The following is a 16,822-nucleotide window of genomic DNA, read 5'->3' as shown; positions in this document are numbered from 1 at the left end:
CCAGGTAACCTTTTTAAAACCAACTCAGATATGATTGTTAATCAATGTATTTATTTTTTAATTGGTCTGATCCTATACGCCCGATGATGAGTAAAGCTAATGGTAAGATATTGGACATGATTTTTGGTAAGCCTTCTGGAATGATAATATCCAAGCCGACCAAGCGATTTAACGCTATAATCAGTAGTTTTGCCACTAATAAAAATATCCCTAATAAAAATACGCCATCAAAGAATGCTTTCCATTTTGGATAGGCCAATTTCTTACCATCACGAATGATTTTTTCCTTCAATGCTTTATCACTCCTCAGCATTTCATCGATTGTAATACCGAATAAATCACTTAAAGCAATGATTACTTCGATACTTAGATAGTTCTTACCAGTTTCCCATTTTGAAACTGATTGTCGACTAACATGAATTTTTTCAGCGAGTTCAGCTTGTGACCAACCTCTTTTTTCAACCGTTCACTAAAAAACATATTGATCCCCCCTTTTCTTTATTTCCAGTATTCATTAAGTATGTATCTCAAGTAAAGATAGTTATAGGTGCACGAGGCGCAACTTTTGGTTGAGAGTGAGATGCATAGTTCATCTTAACGTAAAGCGTTTTAAAAGTGTACTATGACTAACTTCACGTACAACGGTGTCAAAACTCATAAATTTTAACACTGCCATCTAGCTTAACTATAATTTGCTTTATCCATGCTTCTTGAGTCGGGCTCCATCTTTTCCCTCTGGCCATTGAACTTTCTGATTAGGCACACTACAAAACGGGTTTCCTTATTTTGGCGATGTACTTTTAGTGCTTATAGGCAAGTGTTTATTCAGCACTGGGGAGCCCCCCTTGCGAAAAAGAAACCCTGAAAGGAGTTAAACTAATCAAGGTATAAAATTGATTCTTAGTTATCATTTTAGATTAATACAAGACTGGATTTTCTTCTATCTTATCTTTTTACTTTCAGTTTGGAAAAGAAAACACCTCCCCTGCATTTGATAATTTTCCTACGAGGAGGTGTGACTTTTTATATACATTATCCCGCTAAGCTACTCGATAATCATATTTTATCAAGTGAAAATCATTTAAAAGTTTGACCAACACTATTTGACAAAAAAGCATTGTCAATGGGTAACCCCAGAAGACTTGATTAACATAGCGCCATTCAAGATTTTAACATTTATTTTATCGAACTTTTTTTTCTGCCCAAAGTTCTATTATCTTTTTTAACTCATTTGTTTCAATTACACATTCACTTTCTCCCTCAATACTAAAGTTATCAATTATTTTTGTTGTTTCTTTATTAATTTCCAATGTACAATTGTTACCTGTACTTTCCTCATAATTTGACTCGCCACTTAAAACTTTGTTTATTAAATCTAACCACGGTTGACAACTACCTTGAATATCGCCCATTAGAAGTATTGCTACAGGAGAAATAGCATCTGGAACATCTACCACAATACCGCTTTCGGTTTCCCTAAACTTAATTTCATATTTCATACTTTCTACACTCCATTAATATATTGGATAAACCGTTAAAATTTTACCATTAGCGTCTAATCTCATATGAATTTTCATACCGTTAGGTAAAGTCGCTTCATATAAATTATCCTTTACCCTCCGTTTATTGCTATAAAGAAAGAATCATATGAAAGGCCCATGGTCATTCATCTGTTGACTTCCATTGTTAGAATGTGGAATTGTCTCGACAATCATGCCGCGAGCCATCGGTTAAGATTATGCGACGGTTACCATATTGGTAAGCAAAAGGGAAATCATGAAAGCGAGAGAGAGGATATTTCAGTATGGGAACAAGGTCAACATGTGTAGCCATATGAAAGACGGTGTCGTCATGAACGAGCCCATCTATACGAAGCAAGGAACCGGGTTCCTATCTCCTTGTTTGTTTCGGTGTAAATGATGTGAGTAGTTTTTGCTTATCTATCAACTACGGAAATCCAATGAGACAGAAGGAACGCCTGTTTTTAAAATAAAAAAGAGTTCCAACCGATCTTATACGGACCGGGTTGGAACTTTTTTGTTTATCGCTGGTCGGCAGGAAAGACGATGCCGGTTTGTCTTCGTGCTTCGTCCATGATTTCCATCGTCCAAAGCGAATGGCAATGTGAGTTGATTGTTGATTCGTGCTTGCCGCTTTCAATTAAACGGATAAATTCTTCGGCTTCATAATACATCGGCGGTTTATCTTGTGGGACGGTGATGTCCTCAACGCGCCCGTCACGGTAGCGGATTTCGATTTTCGCTGGCGTATGGATGGCGTCAATGATCATGTTTCCGTCTTCGCCTTGGATTTCTGAAGGCAAGTGCGAGTTGGTGATTTTGGAATAAAAGACGACCGCATCCATATCCCCATAATCCAACACGATCGCTCCTTCGCCGTCAACGCCGGATTCGAGCTTCACACTTTGCGCTTTTACGCTGCGGGGCTTACCAAACAAAGTGACCATCGGGTACAGGCAGTAGACGCCAAGATCCATAAGTGCCCCGTTCGAGAAAGTGGGGTTGAAGGCGTTCAACACAGTCCCTTGTTTGTAGGCATCATAACGCGACGAGTATTGGCAATAGTTCGCGGCGTAGCGGCGGATGCGGCCGAGTTTATGTATGTGTTGACGGATGGCCGCAAAGTTCGGCATGAGCGTTGATTTCATCGCCTCCATCAGCACGACACCATTTCGCTCGGCCGCTGCGATCATCGCTTCGACTTCTTTCGCGTTGGAGGCGAGCGGCTTTTCGCACAACACATGTTTGCCGTGATTCATCAACAAAATCGCTTGTTCAGCGTGAAACGCGTTAGGGCTCGCGATGTAGACGGCGTCAATGGCATTGCTTTTCGCTAGTTCTTGTAAATCGGTGAATGTGCGCGGCGCCCCGACTTTCTCGGCAAATCGCTTAGCGGTTTCGTCTGTTCGCGAGTAGACAGCAGCGAGCTCGAAGGAATCGACGAGGCGCGCGGCATTGATAAACGCTTCGGTGATCCAGTTTGTGCCGATTGTCGCGAATCGCACCATGTTGTTTCCCCCTTTGTTGGTATCGACCATCATTGTACCATAAATCGAGTGAGAAGATTTGGTTTTCGTCGATGTGCTTTTTTTCCTCTATTTTTCATACAGCTCAATCGGCAATCCGTCCGGGTCTTGGAAGAAGGTGAACCGTTTGTTGGTCGCTTCATCGATACGAATCGGTTCAGGCTCGATGCCATGGCGGCGTAAATAGGCGATCGCCTCATTCATGTCATCGACGGCCAATGCGAGATGGCGCAGCCCGCACGCTTCCGGGTAGCTTGGGCGTTTGGGTGGGTTTTCAAACGAGAACAGCTCAAGTTGAATTCCGCCGTCCGCTTCTAAATCGAGTTTGTATGAGCGGCGCGCGGCACGGTATTGCTCACGGAGGGGACGAAAGCCAAGAATTTCAGTGTAAAACCGTTTGGATCGCTCATAGTCCGAGCAAATGATGGCGATATGGTGAATGGTCGTAAGACGCATGTCAAATCCTCCTTTATCTATGACGTCTTTTCCGTTCGGTAAACGGAGCGGGCAGGTTAATGGTGACAAGCAATGTGCTCCAACAATAAGATTTCTCCAATAGAGAAGCCTTGACTCTAATGCGCTGGATGACTGAGCGTGGGGGAACGGTTGTTTTTCACCATTCCTCTAAAAAGCTTCCGAATACGAATGTTTCTTTGTTAGCTATCGATTGGACCATCATCGTTCTTCAATGATGTTCTTTGCCTTTGTTGTAAGGGCAAGAAGTTATTATTTTGCAATAATGGAGATCGGTTTCGAGGATTGTCGAAACTAGCGAAAAATGTCCACTCTCCTAATATTGACAGCTTGACAACCTATATACTATCATAAAACTTGTAGGTTGAAAATTTAGAATATTCACTTGCTATTTTTGTAGAAAAAAGAGTTCTTACCACGACTTTTTGTAAGCGCTTAACCTCTGTGATGCCTCATGATCGCAACACCATCGATGCTGCACCATCGTGTTTGTTTCCAATGCCAATTTGAGAATAAGAGGAAGGGGATATGGCCGTGATTTATGAGTTTAAGCTTCCTGATATTGGCGAAGGGCTGCATGAAGCCGAGATCATCCGTTGGCTCGTCCGCGAAGGGGATGTGGTCAACGCCGATCAACCAATTGCTGAAATTCAAACGGATAAGGCTATGGTCGAAATGACGACGCCGGTGGCTGGAAAAGTGATGTCACTTGCCGGGCCGGAAGGAGCCACGGTTAACGTCGGGGAGCCGCTGATTGTATTAGATACCGAAGCAGCGGGAGAACCGAGAGGAAATCAATCAGAACAAAGCACTGGTCTTAAGGAAACATCGGCAACCGTCCAAGCGGATCAGGGAACGCGTCCAGCCCGCAAGCGAGTGATCGCAGCGCCATCGGTGCGCAAGCGGGCGCGGGAGATGGGCGTCCCGATTGAGGAAGTGGAAGGAACAGGCGAAGGCGGTCGGGTGACGCTCGCCGATTTGGAGCGATACGTGCGAGAGCGCGAGGCAGCCGTGACGGTGGCCGAAACGGTACAGAGCGGAATCGGCAAGGTCGAAGAAGCGTCTTTCGCTCGCAGCTCTCATGCCGTCAGCGACCGTATAAGCAAGGCGCTGTTTGCGCCACCTTCGACTGGGCCGTCTCCTCTTACTGAGGAAGAAGAACGGATCCCGCTTCGCGGCTTGCGTAAAAAAATCGCCGAAAAAATGGTGAAATCGGTGTATACGGCGCCGCATGTGACCGGGATGGATGAAATCGATGTGACAAAGCTTGTTGAGATCCGCAAGAGCTTAGCCGCCCAATTGGCTGAAGAACGGATCAAACTCACCTATTTGCCGTTTGTCATTAAGGCGGTGACAAGAGCATTGAAGCAATACCCGATGTTTAACGCCACGCTTGATGAAGAGACGAACGAAATCGTGCTGAAGAAACGTTACCACATCGGCATCGCAACGGCGACAAAAGCCGGACTGTTGGTTCCTGTCATCCGTGACGCCGATCAAAAATCAATTCGCGAGCTGGCGATTGAGATCGCCGAGCTTTCGGAGAAAGCGCACCGCCAGGCGCTTCGCCTTGAGGAACTGCAAGGAAGCACGTTCACGATCACGAGCACCGGCGCCGGTGGGGGATGGTTTGCGACGCCGGTCATCAACTATCCGGAAGTCGCGATTTTCGGCGCGCATGCGATCAAGCGGCGACCGGTTGTGATCGATGATGAGATTGTCATCCGCGACATAATGGGGATGTCGCTCACGTTTGATCATCGCGTCATTGACGGCGAGCCGGCCGGGCGGTTTATGCGGACAGTGGCGCATTATTTGGAGAATCCGGAACTGTTGCTGCTGGATGTGCGGTAGGCGGCCGTTAGTTCACTTTCGTTTTGTGAACCGAATAAGACTGTGAGTCGCAAAAAATGATGGGAGGGGATCGCATGTTTGATCCAAAGGAGCTGCCCGTCGAGATGGTGCAAATTCTTGACGAAAACGGGAATGGGGATGAGGCGAAAATCGCGGCGTTTTCCGATGAGTGGCTGCTCGATGCCTACCGAGCGATGCGGCGGGCACGCGTTGTCGATGAGCGGCTGCTACGCATGCAGCGGCAAGGGCGGATTGGTACATATGCGCCATTTAGCGGCCAAGAGGCAGCCCAAATCGGCAGCGTCCTTGCGCTTCAAAAAGACGACTGGATTTTCCCGAGCTATCGCGAAGTGGCGGTCTGTTTGACGCACGGCATGCCGCTCGAGCAGTTTTTCCATTACGTGCGCGGCCGCCTGTCAGGGAAGAGGATGCCAGAAGAACTGAACATTTTCCCGACACAAATTATCATCGCTGCGCAGACACTGCATGCAGTTGGCTGCGCGTGGGCAACAAAATTGAAAGGCGAATCGCATGTGTCGGTCGCCTATTTCGGCGACGGGGCGACGTCGGAAGGAGATTTTCATGAAGCAATGAATTTTGCCGCGGTGTACAACGTGCCGGTCATCTTTTTCTGCCAAAACAACCAGTATGCGATTAGCGTCCCATACGCGAAACAGACGGCGAGCCGGACGATCGCGCAAAAAGCGCTCGCTTATGGGATGAAGGGGGTGCTGGTCGATGGCAACGATGTGTTGGCCGTCTATGAAACGATGAAACAGGCGGTCGAGGCGGCGCGTCGCGGAGAGGGGCCAATGTTGATTGAGGCGCTCACGTATCGGCTCGGGCCGCACACAACCGCTGATGACCCAACGAAATACCGTCATCCGGAAGAAGTGGAAACATGGCGGAGGAAAGATCCGCTTCACCGCTTGCGGGTGTTGCTTGAGCGGCGCGGGCTGTGGACGGATGCGAAAGAAGAGGAGTTCGTTGCCAAAGTGAACGAGGAAGTGACAGCCGCGTACGAGGCGGCTGTCGCCAGTGAGTCCGGTTCGATTGCGGATGTGTTTGATTATGTGTACAGCGAGGCGCCGAAGTTGCTCGCCGAGCAAAAAGAAGAAGTGATACGGCGAAAGCAAGCGAAAGAGGTGAAATGAGATGGCGGAATTAACGATGATCGAAGCAATCAATGAAGCGATGCGCCAGGAGATGGAGCGTAATTCGCGCGTCATCGTGCTTGGAGAAGATGTCGGCGAAAACGGCGGCGTCTTCCGGGCGACGGACGGGCTGCTTGAGCAGTTTGGCTCCGGGCGCGTGTTTGATACACCGCTGGCTGAATCCGGCATTATCGGCACGTCGATCGGATTGGCAATCAATGGTATGCGGCCGATTGCCGAGATCCAGTTTCTTGGGTTTGTGTACCAAGCGATGGACCAGCTCGCCGCGCAGGCGGCGCGCATCCGCTTCCGCTCCGGCGGTCGGTTTTCATGCCCGATCGTCGTGCGCAGCCCATACGGTGGTGGGGTACGGACGCCAGAGCTGCACTCTGATGCGTTGGAGGCGCTGTTTACCCATTCGCCTGGCTTAAAAGTCGTCATGCCGTCCAATCCGTACGATGCAAAAGGGCTGTTGATTTCCGCCATTCGTGACGATGATCCGGTGCTGTTTTTCGAGCCGATGAAGCTGTACCGGGCGTTCCGTATGGAAGTGCCGGAAGAACCTTACACGATTCCGCTCGGCCAGGCGCGCATCGTGAAGGAGGGTGACGATGTAACGATTCTCACATGGGGGGCGACGGTGCCGCTTGTCGCGAAACTCGCCGACGAGATGCGAATGAGAGGCGTTGACGCGGAAGTAATCGACCTGCGCTGTCTCCAGCCGCTCGATATCGACACGATCATTGCCTCCGTCGAAAAAACAGGGCGGGTGATGATCGTCCATGAAGCGGTAAAAACGAGCGGGTTTGGCGCGGAAGTGGCGGCGCTCATCAGCGAGCGGGCGCTCTTTTCCCTTTCGGCCCCAATCGTGCGCATCGCCGGTTACGATACGCCATACCCGGTGCCGTCGGTCGAGGACGACTGGTTGCCCAACCCTGCCCGCATTGTGGAAGGAATCGAGACGTTGATGCGCTACTAATCAAAACATGCCGCACGGCGTGCTCGACAATTGAAAGGGGAATGGTGCGGCTGTTGTATCCCAGTGATAAGGGGGAGAACGATGAACGTGTACGAATCACTGCTTGAGTTGATCGGCGACCGTGAACGGGTGAGCAGAAACGAGACGGTGCTTGAACACCATAGCAAAGGTATCGCCTACCATGAGCCGCACAAACCGGATGTCGTCGTCTTTCCGAAAACGGCCGAGGAAGTGAGCCGGGTATTAGCGTTTGCGAACGAACACCGCATCCCCGTGACGCCGTTTGGCGCCGGCACGAGCTTAGAAGGGCATATCATTCCGGTCGAAGGCGGCATTAGCCTCGATGTGACACGGATGAACAACATCATCGACATCCGCCCCAACGATTTTCTCGCCATTGTCGAGCCAGGGGTGACGCGCTTGCAGCTTAACCAAGCGCTCAAATCGTACGGACTGTTTTTCCCGGTCGACCCGGGGGCAGATGCGACGATCGGTGGCATGGCGGCAACGAACGCAAGCGGAACGAACTGTGTAAAATATGGCGTCATGCGCGAACAAGTGCTAGGGCTCGAAGTGGTGCTTGCCGACGGTTCAGTCATTCAAACCGGTAGCTTGGCGGTGAAATCATCTGCTGGCTATGACTTGACCGGTTTGTTCGTCGGATCCGAAGGGACGCTCGGGATTTTCACCCGCCTCATCGTCCGGCTGCACGGCATTCCGGAGGCGACGACGGCCATCAAAGTCGGCTTTCCGTCGCTTGAGGCGGCAGCGCAAGCGGCGTTTGCCGTGTTAAAAGCTGGCGTTGGGCCAGGGAAAATCGAACTCGTGGATGAGGCGACGGTCGCAGCTGTCAACGCGTACAAAAAGACCGATTATCCGGTAAAGCCGACGCTGTTTATCGAATTGAGCGGCAGCCGTTCGAGCGTAGATGACGGGGCGGAACTCGTCAAAGAACTGTGCGAAGCGGAGGGAGCAGTTTCGTTTGTGATCGAAACCGACTCGCTCGCCCGTGCGCAGCTTTGGGAAGCGCGCCATCACGCGGCGTTCGCCATTCAAGCCGCGTATCCGGGCAAGGCGATGCTCTCGACTGATGTGTGCGTGCCGCTGTCCGAACTGCCCGGGGCGATTGCAGATACACGCCGGCTTGTTAATGAACACAACATGACTGCCGCTATTTTCGGCCATGTCGGTGACGGCAATTACCATACGGTGCTTGCCTTTGACCCAAATGATGCTGAAGAAATGAAGCGAATCGAGCATGTGCACACCCATATCGTTCGCTACGCTCTGTCGCGCGGTGGTACGTGTACAGGTGAGCACGGCATCGGTATCGGCAAGCGAGCGTTTTTGCGAGAAGAAAAGGGCGATGCAGTATTATGGATGAAGCGGCTGAAACAATTGTTTGACCCAAACGGCATTCTCAACCCGGGGAAAATCTTTTTGCCGTAACGCTTCGTCCGTATGGCGGCTCGATTGATTAGTTTGATAGCGATATTTCTCAAAAACATAAGTTGGATGATTAAGAGGAAGCGGAGACCGTCTTTTATGGGGAAAAGGGTGCTCTCAACGGAACGGAGCACCTTTTTCTTCTTGTGTTTCCCTACAGGAATAGAGAGTGCCGTTTCTCGCATTTCACTGATTTTATGGAAACGTTCTGCATGGCTGGTTTTTGCATACGGCGCGCTTGCTTTTCCTATCCTTTTTGTAACAACTTGTTACTACGAAGAAACAATTGTTTTTCGCGTTCGTCTCGTTACAAAAAGCCGCCGCGCCCTTTACTTTTTTCGTCAAACACGGTTTATTGGTGATAGAACGATTCATCGCCGGTGTTTGTTGTGAGAAAGGAGACGATCTGAATGGAGCATCGTCATCTCAAACCGTTCCCGCCCGAGTTTTTATGGGGTGCGGCATCGGCCGCATATCAAGTCGAGGGGGCGTGGAACGAAGATGGAAAAGGGTTATCGGTATGGGATGTGTTTGCCAAGCAGCCGGGCCGAACGTTTAAGGGGACAAACGGCGACGTCGCGGTCGACCATTATCATCGCTACAAAGAAGATGTAGTGTTGATGGCGGAAATGGGGTTGAAAGCGTATCGGTTTTCGGTGGCGTGGAGCCGAGTGTTTCCTGATGGAAATGGGGACATCAATGAAAAAGGGCTCGATTTTTACGATCGCTTGATTGAGGAGCTGCAAAAACATGGGATCGAGCCGATTGTGACGTTGTACCATTGGGACGTGCCGCAAGCATTGATGGATGCCTATGGGGCATGGGAGTCGCGGCGCATCATTGATGATTTTGACCGGTATGCTGTGACATTGTTTCAACGGTTTGGCGACCGGGTCAAATATTGGGTGACACTCAATGAACAAAACATTTTCATTTCTTTGGGCTATCGGCTTGGCTTGCATCCGCCGGGCGTAAAAGACATGAAACGCATGTATGAGGCGAACCATATCGCTAATTTGGCGAATGCGAAGGTGATTCAATCGTTCCGTCATTATGTGCCTGATGGGAAAATCGGGCCGAGCTTTGCCTACTCGCCAATGTATCCGTGCGACAGCCGCCCGGAAAATATACTCGCTTTTGAAAACGCGGAAGAATTCCAAAACCATTGGTGGATGGATGTGTATGCATGGGGAACGTACCCACAGGTGGCTTGGAACTATCTTGAATCGCAAGGGCTAGAGCCGACGGTGGCGCCGGGCGATTGGGAACTGCTCCAAGCGGCGAAGCCGGACTTTATGGGAGTCAACTATTACCAAACTACGACCGTTGAGCATAATCCGCTAGATGGCGTCAGCGAAGGTGTGATGAATACGACAGGAAAAAAAGGGACATCAACCTCAAGCGGCATTCCTGGACTGTTTAAAACAGTGCGCAACCCGCATCTCGATACGACGAACTGGGATTGGGCGATTGATCCGGTTGGCTTGCATATTGGCCTCCGCCGCATTGCGAACCGTTACCGGTTGCCGATTTTGATCACAGAAAACGGCTTAGGTGAGTTCGATACGCTAGAACCAGGCGATATCGTGAATGACGATTATCGAATCGACTACTTGCGCCGCCATATTCAAGAAATTCAACGCGCCATCACGGATGGTGTTGACGTGCTCGGTTACTGTACTTGGTCGTTCACCGATTTGCTCAGCTGGCTGAACGGTTACCAAAAACGGTACGGATTTGTGTACGTCAACCGTGATGATGAATCGGAAAAAGATTTACGCCGCATCAAAAAGAAAAGCTTTTATTGGTATCAACGGGTTATTGCGACGAACGGTGCCGAGTTGTAGCTTTGTCACCGCCCGTTCGGCCTCGGTCAGTCTGCGTCGGCAGTAACCGATACATTTCCTTCGCGAGCCGCTCAAGCAAATAAACGACCGGTAGCTGTGTCGTCACGTCTGTCTGTCCCATTCGCTCGGCGGTGGCGTAGTATGTCAAGTTGTAGTCGGAGATGTTAGCGAGTGAACAATGTTTTCGATTTGTGATGCTGATGATCGTGCCGCCTTTTTCCTTAAAACGGTGCACTTGAGCGAGCGTGTGCTGTGTTTCGCCGGACACCGACAAGGCGATGACGACACAGTTGGTAAAATAATGGCCGTAAATCGGGAAAAACGGGTCTTTAATGTAAACAGAAAACTTTTGAAACGCGGAAAAATAACGCGAGCCGTATTCGGCCAAAATACCGGAGCTGCCTGAGCCGACAAAAATGACGTGATCGGCCCGGGCAATCACGGTGGCGGCATCCAGAATGGTTCGCTCGTAATCAGCCGTTAATGTCCGCTCAAAAAATTCTCTTAATGCTTCTTGGCTGCTGATGATCGACGTTCGTTCGTTTTCCCGCAAGTGTAGCTTCCATTTCGTTTTGAACTCGCTGAACCCATCGCAGCCGACCTTCTTGCAAAAACGGAGCACAGTCGGCGGCGAGACATGGACAGCCTCGGCAAGCTCGCGAATGCGCATGTAAGCGACTTCATGAGGATGTTTGACCACATAATCGTAGATGGCATAATCCAACTCGGAAAACTGGGCGATTTGTTCGGGGGTAAACATCGGGCTCCCTCGCTTTCGAAAAGAGTGGTGAAAAACTTCCTCCATGCTCAGCAGTTTGCTGGGCACAGCGGAGGACAAGGTTTCCCTAAGCAACTCCGTTGCGGAGCTGCATGGTCGATTCAGCCACCAGCCTTCTAGGGTGGGACGCGCGATGGCTGGGAAGAAGGACGATTGGACGGCCAACGTCAACGATTCGCACGTACGTTCATTATATCATGCCTAACAGGGCGAAAGGGGAAGAGGAGTATGGAAAAACGATTGAAAATTGCGACGATCGGTGGCGGGTCAAGTTATACCCCAGAGTTAGTCGAGGGGTTGATTAAACGTTATCACGAACTGCCGGTCGGGGAGCTATGGTTGGTTGACGTTCCGGAAGGGAAAGAGAAGCTCGAGATTGTCGGCGCTCTCGCCAAGCGGATGGTCGAAAAAGCCGGTGTGCCGATTGAGATTCATTTGACACTAGACCGCCGCCGGGCCTTGGAAGGAGCAGACTTTGTTACGACGCAATTTCGTGTCGGCGGCCTAGAGGCACGGGCGAAAGATGAGCGCATCCCGCTGAAATACGGGGTGATCGGTCAGGAGACGAACGGCCCCGGCGGCTTGTTTAAAGGGTTGCGGACGATCCCGGTTATTTTGGATATCATCCGCGATATGGAAGAGTTATGCCCGGAGGCGTGGCTCATTAACTTCACGAACCCAGCGGGGATGGTGACAGAAGCGGTTTTACGTTATACGAAGCGCGATAAAGTGGTCGGTTTGTGCAACGTACCGATTGGCATGCACATGGGTGTCGCGAAGCTGCTTGGTGTTGATGCCGACCGCGTGCACATCGATTTTGCCGGGCTGAACCATATGGTCTTTGGCTTGCACGTCTATCTAGACGGTGTCGAGATAACTGAGAAGGTGATCGACCTCGTTGCCAATCCGGATCGTTCCGGGGTAACGATGAAAAATATCGTCGACCTCGGCTGGGAACCGGACTTTTTGAAAGGGTTGAAGGTGTTGCCATGTCCGTACCACCGGTACTACTTCCAAACGGACAAAATGTTGGCTGAGGAGCTCGAAGCGGCGAAAACGAAAGGAACGCGCGCCGAAGTCGTACAGCAGCTTGAAAAAGAACTATTTGAGCTGTACAAAGACCCGAACTTGGCCATCAAGCCGCCGCAGCTCGAACAGCGTGGTGGGGCGTACTACAGCGACGCTGCCTGCAGCTTGATCAGTTCGATTTACAATGACAAGCGTGACATCCAACCGGTCAACACAAGAAATAACGGTGCCATCGCCAGCATTCCGTCGGAATCGGCTGTCGAGGTCAACTGTGTCATTACGAAAGAAGGACCGAAACCGATCGCTGTCGGTGACTTGCCGGTTGCGGTGCGCGGACTCGTTCAGCAAATTAAATCGTTCGAGCGTGTTGCCGCTGAAGCCGCCGTCACCGGTGATTACCAAACGGCGTTAGTCGCCATGACGATCAACCCGCTTGTTCCTTCTGATACGGTGGCCAAACAAATTTTGGATGAAATGCTCGAAGCGCATAAAGAACATTTGCCGCAGTTTTTTAAACAGGCCAAAACAGTAGCTGGAAACTAAATCGTTTGGAAAAGCGATTGACAAAGCCGCCCGTCGTTGGCGGCTTTATCGTTGAACACCGTCGTATTCTTCCATTCGCCCTCTTTCTCTATGACGCCATCCGTGATGAATCGTCCTCGTTTGCGCCCCAATTTCCATTTTTAATAGGATTGATTTTCGCTTTCTCACTGTTGAACTGCGTAAACAGCTATGGCATCAGTGCATTCCCACGACACCCCAGCCGCCGCCGTTCGTTAAGCAAAATGGGGGATAATGAAAGAAAGTGTGCGGAAGTGAAAAAAGAAAGTTTGCGCATGCTCATTCACTTGGAGCTCAACAAGGCGAAGCGGTAGAGAAATGGAAAGGATGAAGGGGAGGAGCTTTTTCGAAACGGCGTGATCTGTTTCGGGAGACATTTTTGAATCATCGTTTTTTCTATCCTTGTAGTGAAATGCGGCGTCGCTTTGTTTCTTTTGCTGATTTGGAATACAATGAAAATAAGAAAGCAAATATAGACCCGTTGGGGATGGGGAGAAAGTGATAGAGAGGGAGACGTGTCAGGATGGGTCAAGAGCAAGGGGGAAGAAGATGATTCGCTATGTGAAAAATATGTCGATGAACTTATTTCCTGGCTATTTTGCACTTGTGATGGCGACAGGGGCTTTGTCGATCGCCACGTTTTTGCTTGATATGCATGTCGTTTCTACCGGATTGCTTTATTTCAACATAGTGGTGTATACCATTTTATGGGGGTTGACGCTCTATCGCCTTGCGTTCTTTACTTCTAGGTTTGTGAAAGATTTAACGAGCCATACGCTTGGCCCTGGGTTTTTTACCTTAGTCGCTGGAACGTGTGTATTTGGCAGTCAGCTCATCATCGTGGCTCATCACCCTGAACCTGCCTTGTATTTATGGTTTTTGGCTATTTTCCTTTGGCTCGTGATCATGTATACCTTTTTCACCGCTGTTACGGTGCGAAAAAACAAACCGACGTTGTCAGAAGGAATTAACGGTGCATGGCTGATAGCGGCGGTAGCGACACAGTCGATTTCCGTTCTCGGCACGTTGCTTTCGCCCTACGTCGAGAATGGGCGGGAAATTGTCCTGTTTGTCGCATTATGCATGTACTTGCTTGGATGTATGTTGTATTTAAACATTATTACCCTTATTTTCTACCGGTTTACGTTCGTCGAATTAAAGTTTGCGGCGTTAACGCCGCCGTATTGGATCAATATGGGAGCGGTAGCGATCACGACGCTGGCCGGTTCTACACTTATGCTTCATGTAGACAATTGGTCGTTTCTTAGCGAATTGCTTCCGTTTTTGAAAGGATTTACTCTGTTTTTCTGGATTACCGGGACATGGTGGATTCCGCTTCTGTTCATTTTGATGATTTGGCGTCATTTATATCATCATTATCCACTGAAATACGATCCGCAGTTTTGGGGGATGGCGTTCCCGCTTGCCATGTATACCACGAGTACGTATCAATTATCCAAGGCGTTAAGCCTTCCTTTTTTGCAGGTGATCCCTCGTTTCATGGTGTACGTGGCGATGACGGCATGGTTGATGGTGTTCCTTGGGTTGATTCACCATTTGTATGCGAGTTTTCGCCAACAGAGGGGAGAGGAGAGTAGCTCGTTGTGGCAACGGACGAGAAAAAGGTAAGGGAGGGCAGAAGAAGGCCCTTCCGTATTTTTTATCAAAATCAAGCGAGAAAACTCCCACTTCCACCTAGCGAAGTAAGTGGGGAATGAATCACTGAAAACAAAGGATAATGTGAAGAGATAAGGAGGTGAAAAATGTATTTCTGCATTAAACAGCAATTCAATGGCTTAACGAAAGAAGAATGCTTAACTCTTGGAGAACTATGTCGTATTGCTAAGAATCTGTATAACGCAGGCTTATACAATGTCCGGCAATACTATTTTGAGCATAAAGAATTTCTAAATGACGGAAAAAACTGTCACCTTGTGAAAACGAATGAAAACCATAAGTTGTTAAATAGCAATATAGCACAACAAATTTTGAAAAAGGTCAATGAGGCTTTTCAGTCTTCCTTCGATTTGGCGAAACAAGGAAAAGATGATTATAAAGCGATCAGTCTTGCAAAATATCTTAAAAGAAGTAGACGACCAAAAACCATTGGCGATTGACTTAGGATAGAACAATCTTCCTGTTGGCAACATGAAAGAAAAACTAGAATATCTTTGTACCTACGGCATGAAATTCTTCAGACAGGAAGAAGCATATACATCTCAAGCTAGCTTTTTTGATGGAGATGCAGTATTAAATATAATGCTGATAATCCCAAAGAATATAAATGTAGGGATAAACACATCAAGCGTGGCTTGTATCAAAAAAAGACTGGCAAATGAATGCCGATGTTAATGGTGCTCTAAACATCTTAAAGAAAAGTAAGGCTGGTCTTATGCCTAGCAGCGAAGTGGACACGCCTTAAAGAATAAGGAGTGCTTGACGCAGTCAACTTTCTTTGGAAGCCCCCACTTCAAATTGTCGTTAGTAAATGGTTCACCTAGGCTAGGGCTCGCGTATTTGTGTACAATAGCGGTAAGGGAATGGATTGCACGTAAACATAGATTCCGTGTGAATGGGGAACGATGGGGGGAGTCGAACATGCGTCGGTGGTGGAAACGGCTATTTTATGCAGGCGGTATCGCCTTGTTTATTGGAAGCGCTTCCTTAACTACCTATTTTGCGTGGAATGTGTATATGTATTCGGGGGTGGGAGAAGAAAAGACGCTCGCTAAAGCGAAGGATACGTATCATTTCGTACTCGTACCGGAGGAGCTTGACAATGATTATTGGCGGCTCGTTGAAAAAGGGGCGAAAGCAGCAGCAAGAGAACTTGATGTTGACCTCGAATATATCGGACCGCGGCAGGCAAATATTGATGAACACTTGCGCATTTTGAAAAAGGCGGCAGCAGCGAAGGTTGATGGGATCATCACCCAAGGACTGACGGAAGTGGAATTTGTTCCGGTGATTAACGAAATTGTCGACAAGAATATCCCGGTGTTGACCATTGATACTGATGCCCCAACGAGCCGACGTGTCGGCTATATTGGAACAGACAACTACTACGCTGGATTTATCGCCGGCCGGGCGCTGGTCGAAGATACGCAGGGGATGGTGAATGTCGCTATCATTACCGGCAGTTTGACCGCGGTTCACCAACAGCAACGGGTGCGCGGGTTTCGTGATGCGGTGAAGAATGAGAAACGGATTCGCATCGTGGCGGTCGAGGAGTCGCATATCACAAGAGTGCAAGCGGCTGAAAAGACATACACGATTTTGAAAAAGCACCCGGAAGTCAACGCCTTTTATGGTACGAGTGCTCTTGATGCGATCGGTATTGCCCGAGTGGTAGAACAATTTCACAGGGAGCAGGAAACGTATATTATCGGATTTGACACGCTGCCGGAGACGATCGAGTATTTGCAAAAAGGGACGATTGAAGCGACGGTTGTCCAAGAACCGTATGAAATGGGGTACCGAGCGGTGAAAATGATGACCGACATCGTTGCTGGACATGATGTGCCGGCTATAACGAACACAGAGACGAAAGTCATTCGGAAAGAAGATTTACCGCTGCGCCCGGCGCGCAATTATGAGGTCAAGACACCATGACACTGGCATCTGCGGCTTCTGTAGAAGGCCGGTGAAAACCAG

Annotated in this window: 13 protein-coding genes and 2 pseudogenes; 10 read left to right on the top strand and 5 right to left on the bottom strand. The window is 49.1% G+C overall.

Going from position 1 to position 16,822, the window contains the following annotated elements:
• Positions 1-37 precede the first annotated feature (37 nt).
• The 4 genes and pseudogenes from DSM465_RS18995 to gloA2 form a co-directional block, all read right to left on the bottom strand.
• Positions 38-460 (bottom strand): annotated as a pseudogene (locus DSM465_RS18995) (helix-turn-helix transcriptional regulator); the annotation flags it as partial.
• A gap of 721 nt (positions 461-1,181) precedes the next feature.
• Positions 1,182-1,499, bottom strand: coding sequence for a hypothetical protein (locus DSM465_RS0111430; protein WP_029761404.1), 318 nt, complete (start codon positions 1,497-1,499; stop codon positions 1,182-1,184).
• 542 nt (positions 1,500-2,041) lie between these two features.
• Entirely contained in the window at positions 2,042-3,028 is a 987-nt protein-coding gene (locus DSM465_RS0111425) for a Gfo/Idh/MocA family protein (RefSeq protein ID WP_029761403.1), read from the bottom strand.
• Between the two features lie 87 nt (positions 3,029-3,115).
• A complete protein-coding gene (gene gloA2, locus DSM465_RS0111420) occupies positions 3,116-3,502 on the bottom strand; it encodes an SMU1112c/YaeR family gloxylase I-like metalloprotein (RefSeq protein ID WP_029761402.1) in 387 nt (128 codons plus the stop codon).
• A gap of 552 nt (positions 3,503-4,054) precedes the next feature.
• On the opposite strand from gloA2, the gene DSM465_RS0111415 reads away from it, so the two are divergent.
• The 5 genes from DSM465_RS0111415 (at position 4,055) to DSM465_RS0111395 (ending at position 10,800) form a co-directional block, all read left to right on the top strand.
• Positions 4,055-5,374, top strand: coding sequence for a dihydrolipoamide acetyltransferase family protein (locus DSM465_RS0111415; RefSeq protein ID WP_029761401.1), 1,320 nt, complete (start codon positions 4,055-4,057; stop codon positions 5,372-5,374).
• A gap of 74 nt (positions 5,375-5,448) precedes the next feature.
• Complete coding sequence (pdhA, locus tag DSM465_RS0111410) at positions 5,449-6,528, top strand: pyruvate dehydrogenase (acetyl-transferring) E1 component subunit alpha (RefSeq protein ID WP_029761400.1); 1,080 nt, start codon at positions 5,449-5,451, stop codon at positions 6,526-6,528.
• A 1-nt stretch (position 6,529) separates the two neighbouring features.
• A complete protein-coding gene (locus tag DSM465_RS0111405; RefSeq protein ID WP_008880422.1) occupies positions 6,530-7,507 on the top strand; it encodes an alpha-ketoacid dehydrogenase subunit beta in 978 nt (325 codons plus the stop codon).
• Positions 7,508-7,588: 81 nt separating this feature from the next.
• Positions 7,589-8,956 carry an FAD-binding oxidoreductase gene (locus tag DSM465_RS0111400; protein ID WP_029761399.1) on the top strand — a complete coding sequence of 456 codons (1,368 nt, stop codon included), beginning with the start codon at positions 7,589-7,591 and terminating at the stop codon, positions 8,954-8,956.
• Between the two features lie 407 nt (positions 8,957-9,363).
• Positions 9,364-10,800 (top strand): glycoside hydrolase family 1 protein, encoded by a 1,437-nt coding sequence (locus tag DSM465_RS0111395; protein ID WP_029761398.1) that lies wholly within the window; start codon positions 9,364-9,366, stop codon positions 10,798-10,800.
• On the opposite strand, the gene DSM465_RS0111390 is transcribed toward DSM465_RS0111395, so the two are convergent.
• A complete protein-coding gene (locus DSM465_RS0111390; RefSeq protein WP_029761397.1) occupies positions 10,772-11,560 on the bottom strand; it encodes a MurR/RpiR family transcriptional regulator in 789 nt (262 codons plus the stop codon). The two genes, DSM465_RS0111395 and DSM465_RS0111390, sit on opposite strands and share 29 nt — an antisense overlap.
• Before the next feature lie 246 nt (positions 11,561-11,806).
• On the opposite strand from DSM465_RS0111390, the gene DSM465_RS0111385 reads away from it, so the two are divergent.
• The 5 genes and pseudogenes from DSM465_RS0111385 to DSM465_RS0111365 all read left to right on the top strand — a co-directional run bounded on the left by DSM465_RS0111385 (position 11,807) and on the right by DSM465_RS0111365 (position 16,780).
• Complete coding sequence (locus DSM465_RS0111385) at positions 11,807-13,150, top strand: 6-phospho-beta-glucosidase (protein WP_008880418.1); 1,344 nt, start codon at positions 11,807-11,809, stop codon at positions 13,148-13,150.
• A 5-nt stretch (positions 13,151-13,155) separates the two neighbouring features.
• Positions 13,156-13,482 (top strand): hypothetical protein, encoded by a 327-nt coding sequence (locus DSM465_RS0111380; RefSeq protein WP_029761396.1) that lies wholly within the window; start codon positions 13,156-13,158, stop codon positions 13,480-13,482.
• A 235-nt stretch (positions 13,483-13,717) separates the two neighbouring features.
• Positions 13,718-14,797, top strand: coding sequence for a tellurite resistance/C4-dicarboxylate transporter family protein (locus DSM465_RS0111375; RefSeq protein ID WP_029761395.1), 1,080 nt, complete (start codon positions 13,718-13,720; stop codon positions 14,795-14,797).
• A gap of 134 nt (positions 14,798-14,931) precedes the next feature.
• Positions 14,932-15,590 (top strand): annotated as a pseudogene (locus tag DSM465_RS20190) (hypothetical protein).
• Positions 15,591-15,766: 176 nt separating this feature from the next.
• Positions 15,767-16,780: a sugar-binding protein gene (locus DSM465_RS0111365; protein WP_029761394.1), complete on the top strand. Its 1,014-nt coding sequence runs from the start codon at positions 15,767-15,769 to the stop codon at positions 16,778-16,780.
• Positions 16,781-16,822: the final 42 nt, after the last annotated feature.

It is taken from the genome of Geobacillus thermodenitrificans subsp. thermodenitrificans DSM 465 (genome assembly GCF_000496575.1).
Lineage (GTDB): Bacteria > Bacillota > Bacilli > Bacillales > Anoxybacillaceae > Geobacillus > Geobacillus thermodenitrificans.
This window is presented reverse-complemented; position numbering and strand designations above follow the sequence as displayed.

Coding starts and splice junctions, on each gene's coding strand:
- DSM465_RS0111430 (WP_029761404.1), bottom strand. CDS start 1,499: ATGAAATATGAAATTAAGTTTAGGGAAACCGAAAGCGGTATTGTGGTA.
- DSM465_RS0111425 (WP_029761403.1), bottom strand. CDS start 3,028: ATGGTGCGATTCGCGACAATCGGCACAAACTGGATCACCGAAGCGTTT.
- gloA2 (WP_029761402.1), bottom strand. CDS start 3,502: ATGCGTCTTACGACCATTCACCATATCGCCATCATTTGCTCGGACTAT.
- pdhA (WP_029761400.1), top strand. CDS start 5,449: ATGTTTGATCCAAAGGAGCTGCCCGTCGAGATGGTGCAAATTCTTGAC.
- DSM465_RS0111405 (WP_008880422.1), top strand. CDS start 6,530: ATGGCGGAATTAACGATGATCGAAGCAATCAATGAAGCGATGCGCCAG.
- DSM465_RS0111400 (WP_029761399.1), top strand. CDS start 7,589: ATGAACGTGTACGAATCACTGCTTGAGTTGATCGGCGACCGTGAACGG.
- DSM465_RS0111395 (WP_029761398.1), top strand. CDS start 9,364: ATGGAGCATCGTCATCTCAAACCGTTCCCGCCCGAGTTTTTATGGGGT.
- DSM465_RS0111390 (WP_029761397.1), bottom strand. CDS start 11,560: ATGTTTACCCCCGAACAAATCGCCCAGTTTTCCGAGTTGGATTATGCC.
- DSM465_RS0111385 (WP_008880418.1), top strand. CDS start 11,807: ATGGAAAAACGATTGAAAATTGCGACGATCGGTGGCGGGTCAAGTTAT.
- DSM465_RS0111375 (WP_029761395.1), top strand. CDS start 13,718: ATGATTCGCTATGTGAAAAATATGTCGATGAACTTATTTCCTGGCTAT.
- DSM465_RS0111365 (WP_029761394.1), top strand. CDS start 15,767: ATGCGTCGGTGGTGGAAACGGCTATTTTATGCAGGCGGTATCGCCTTG.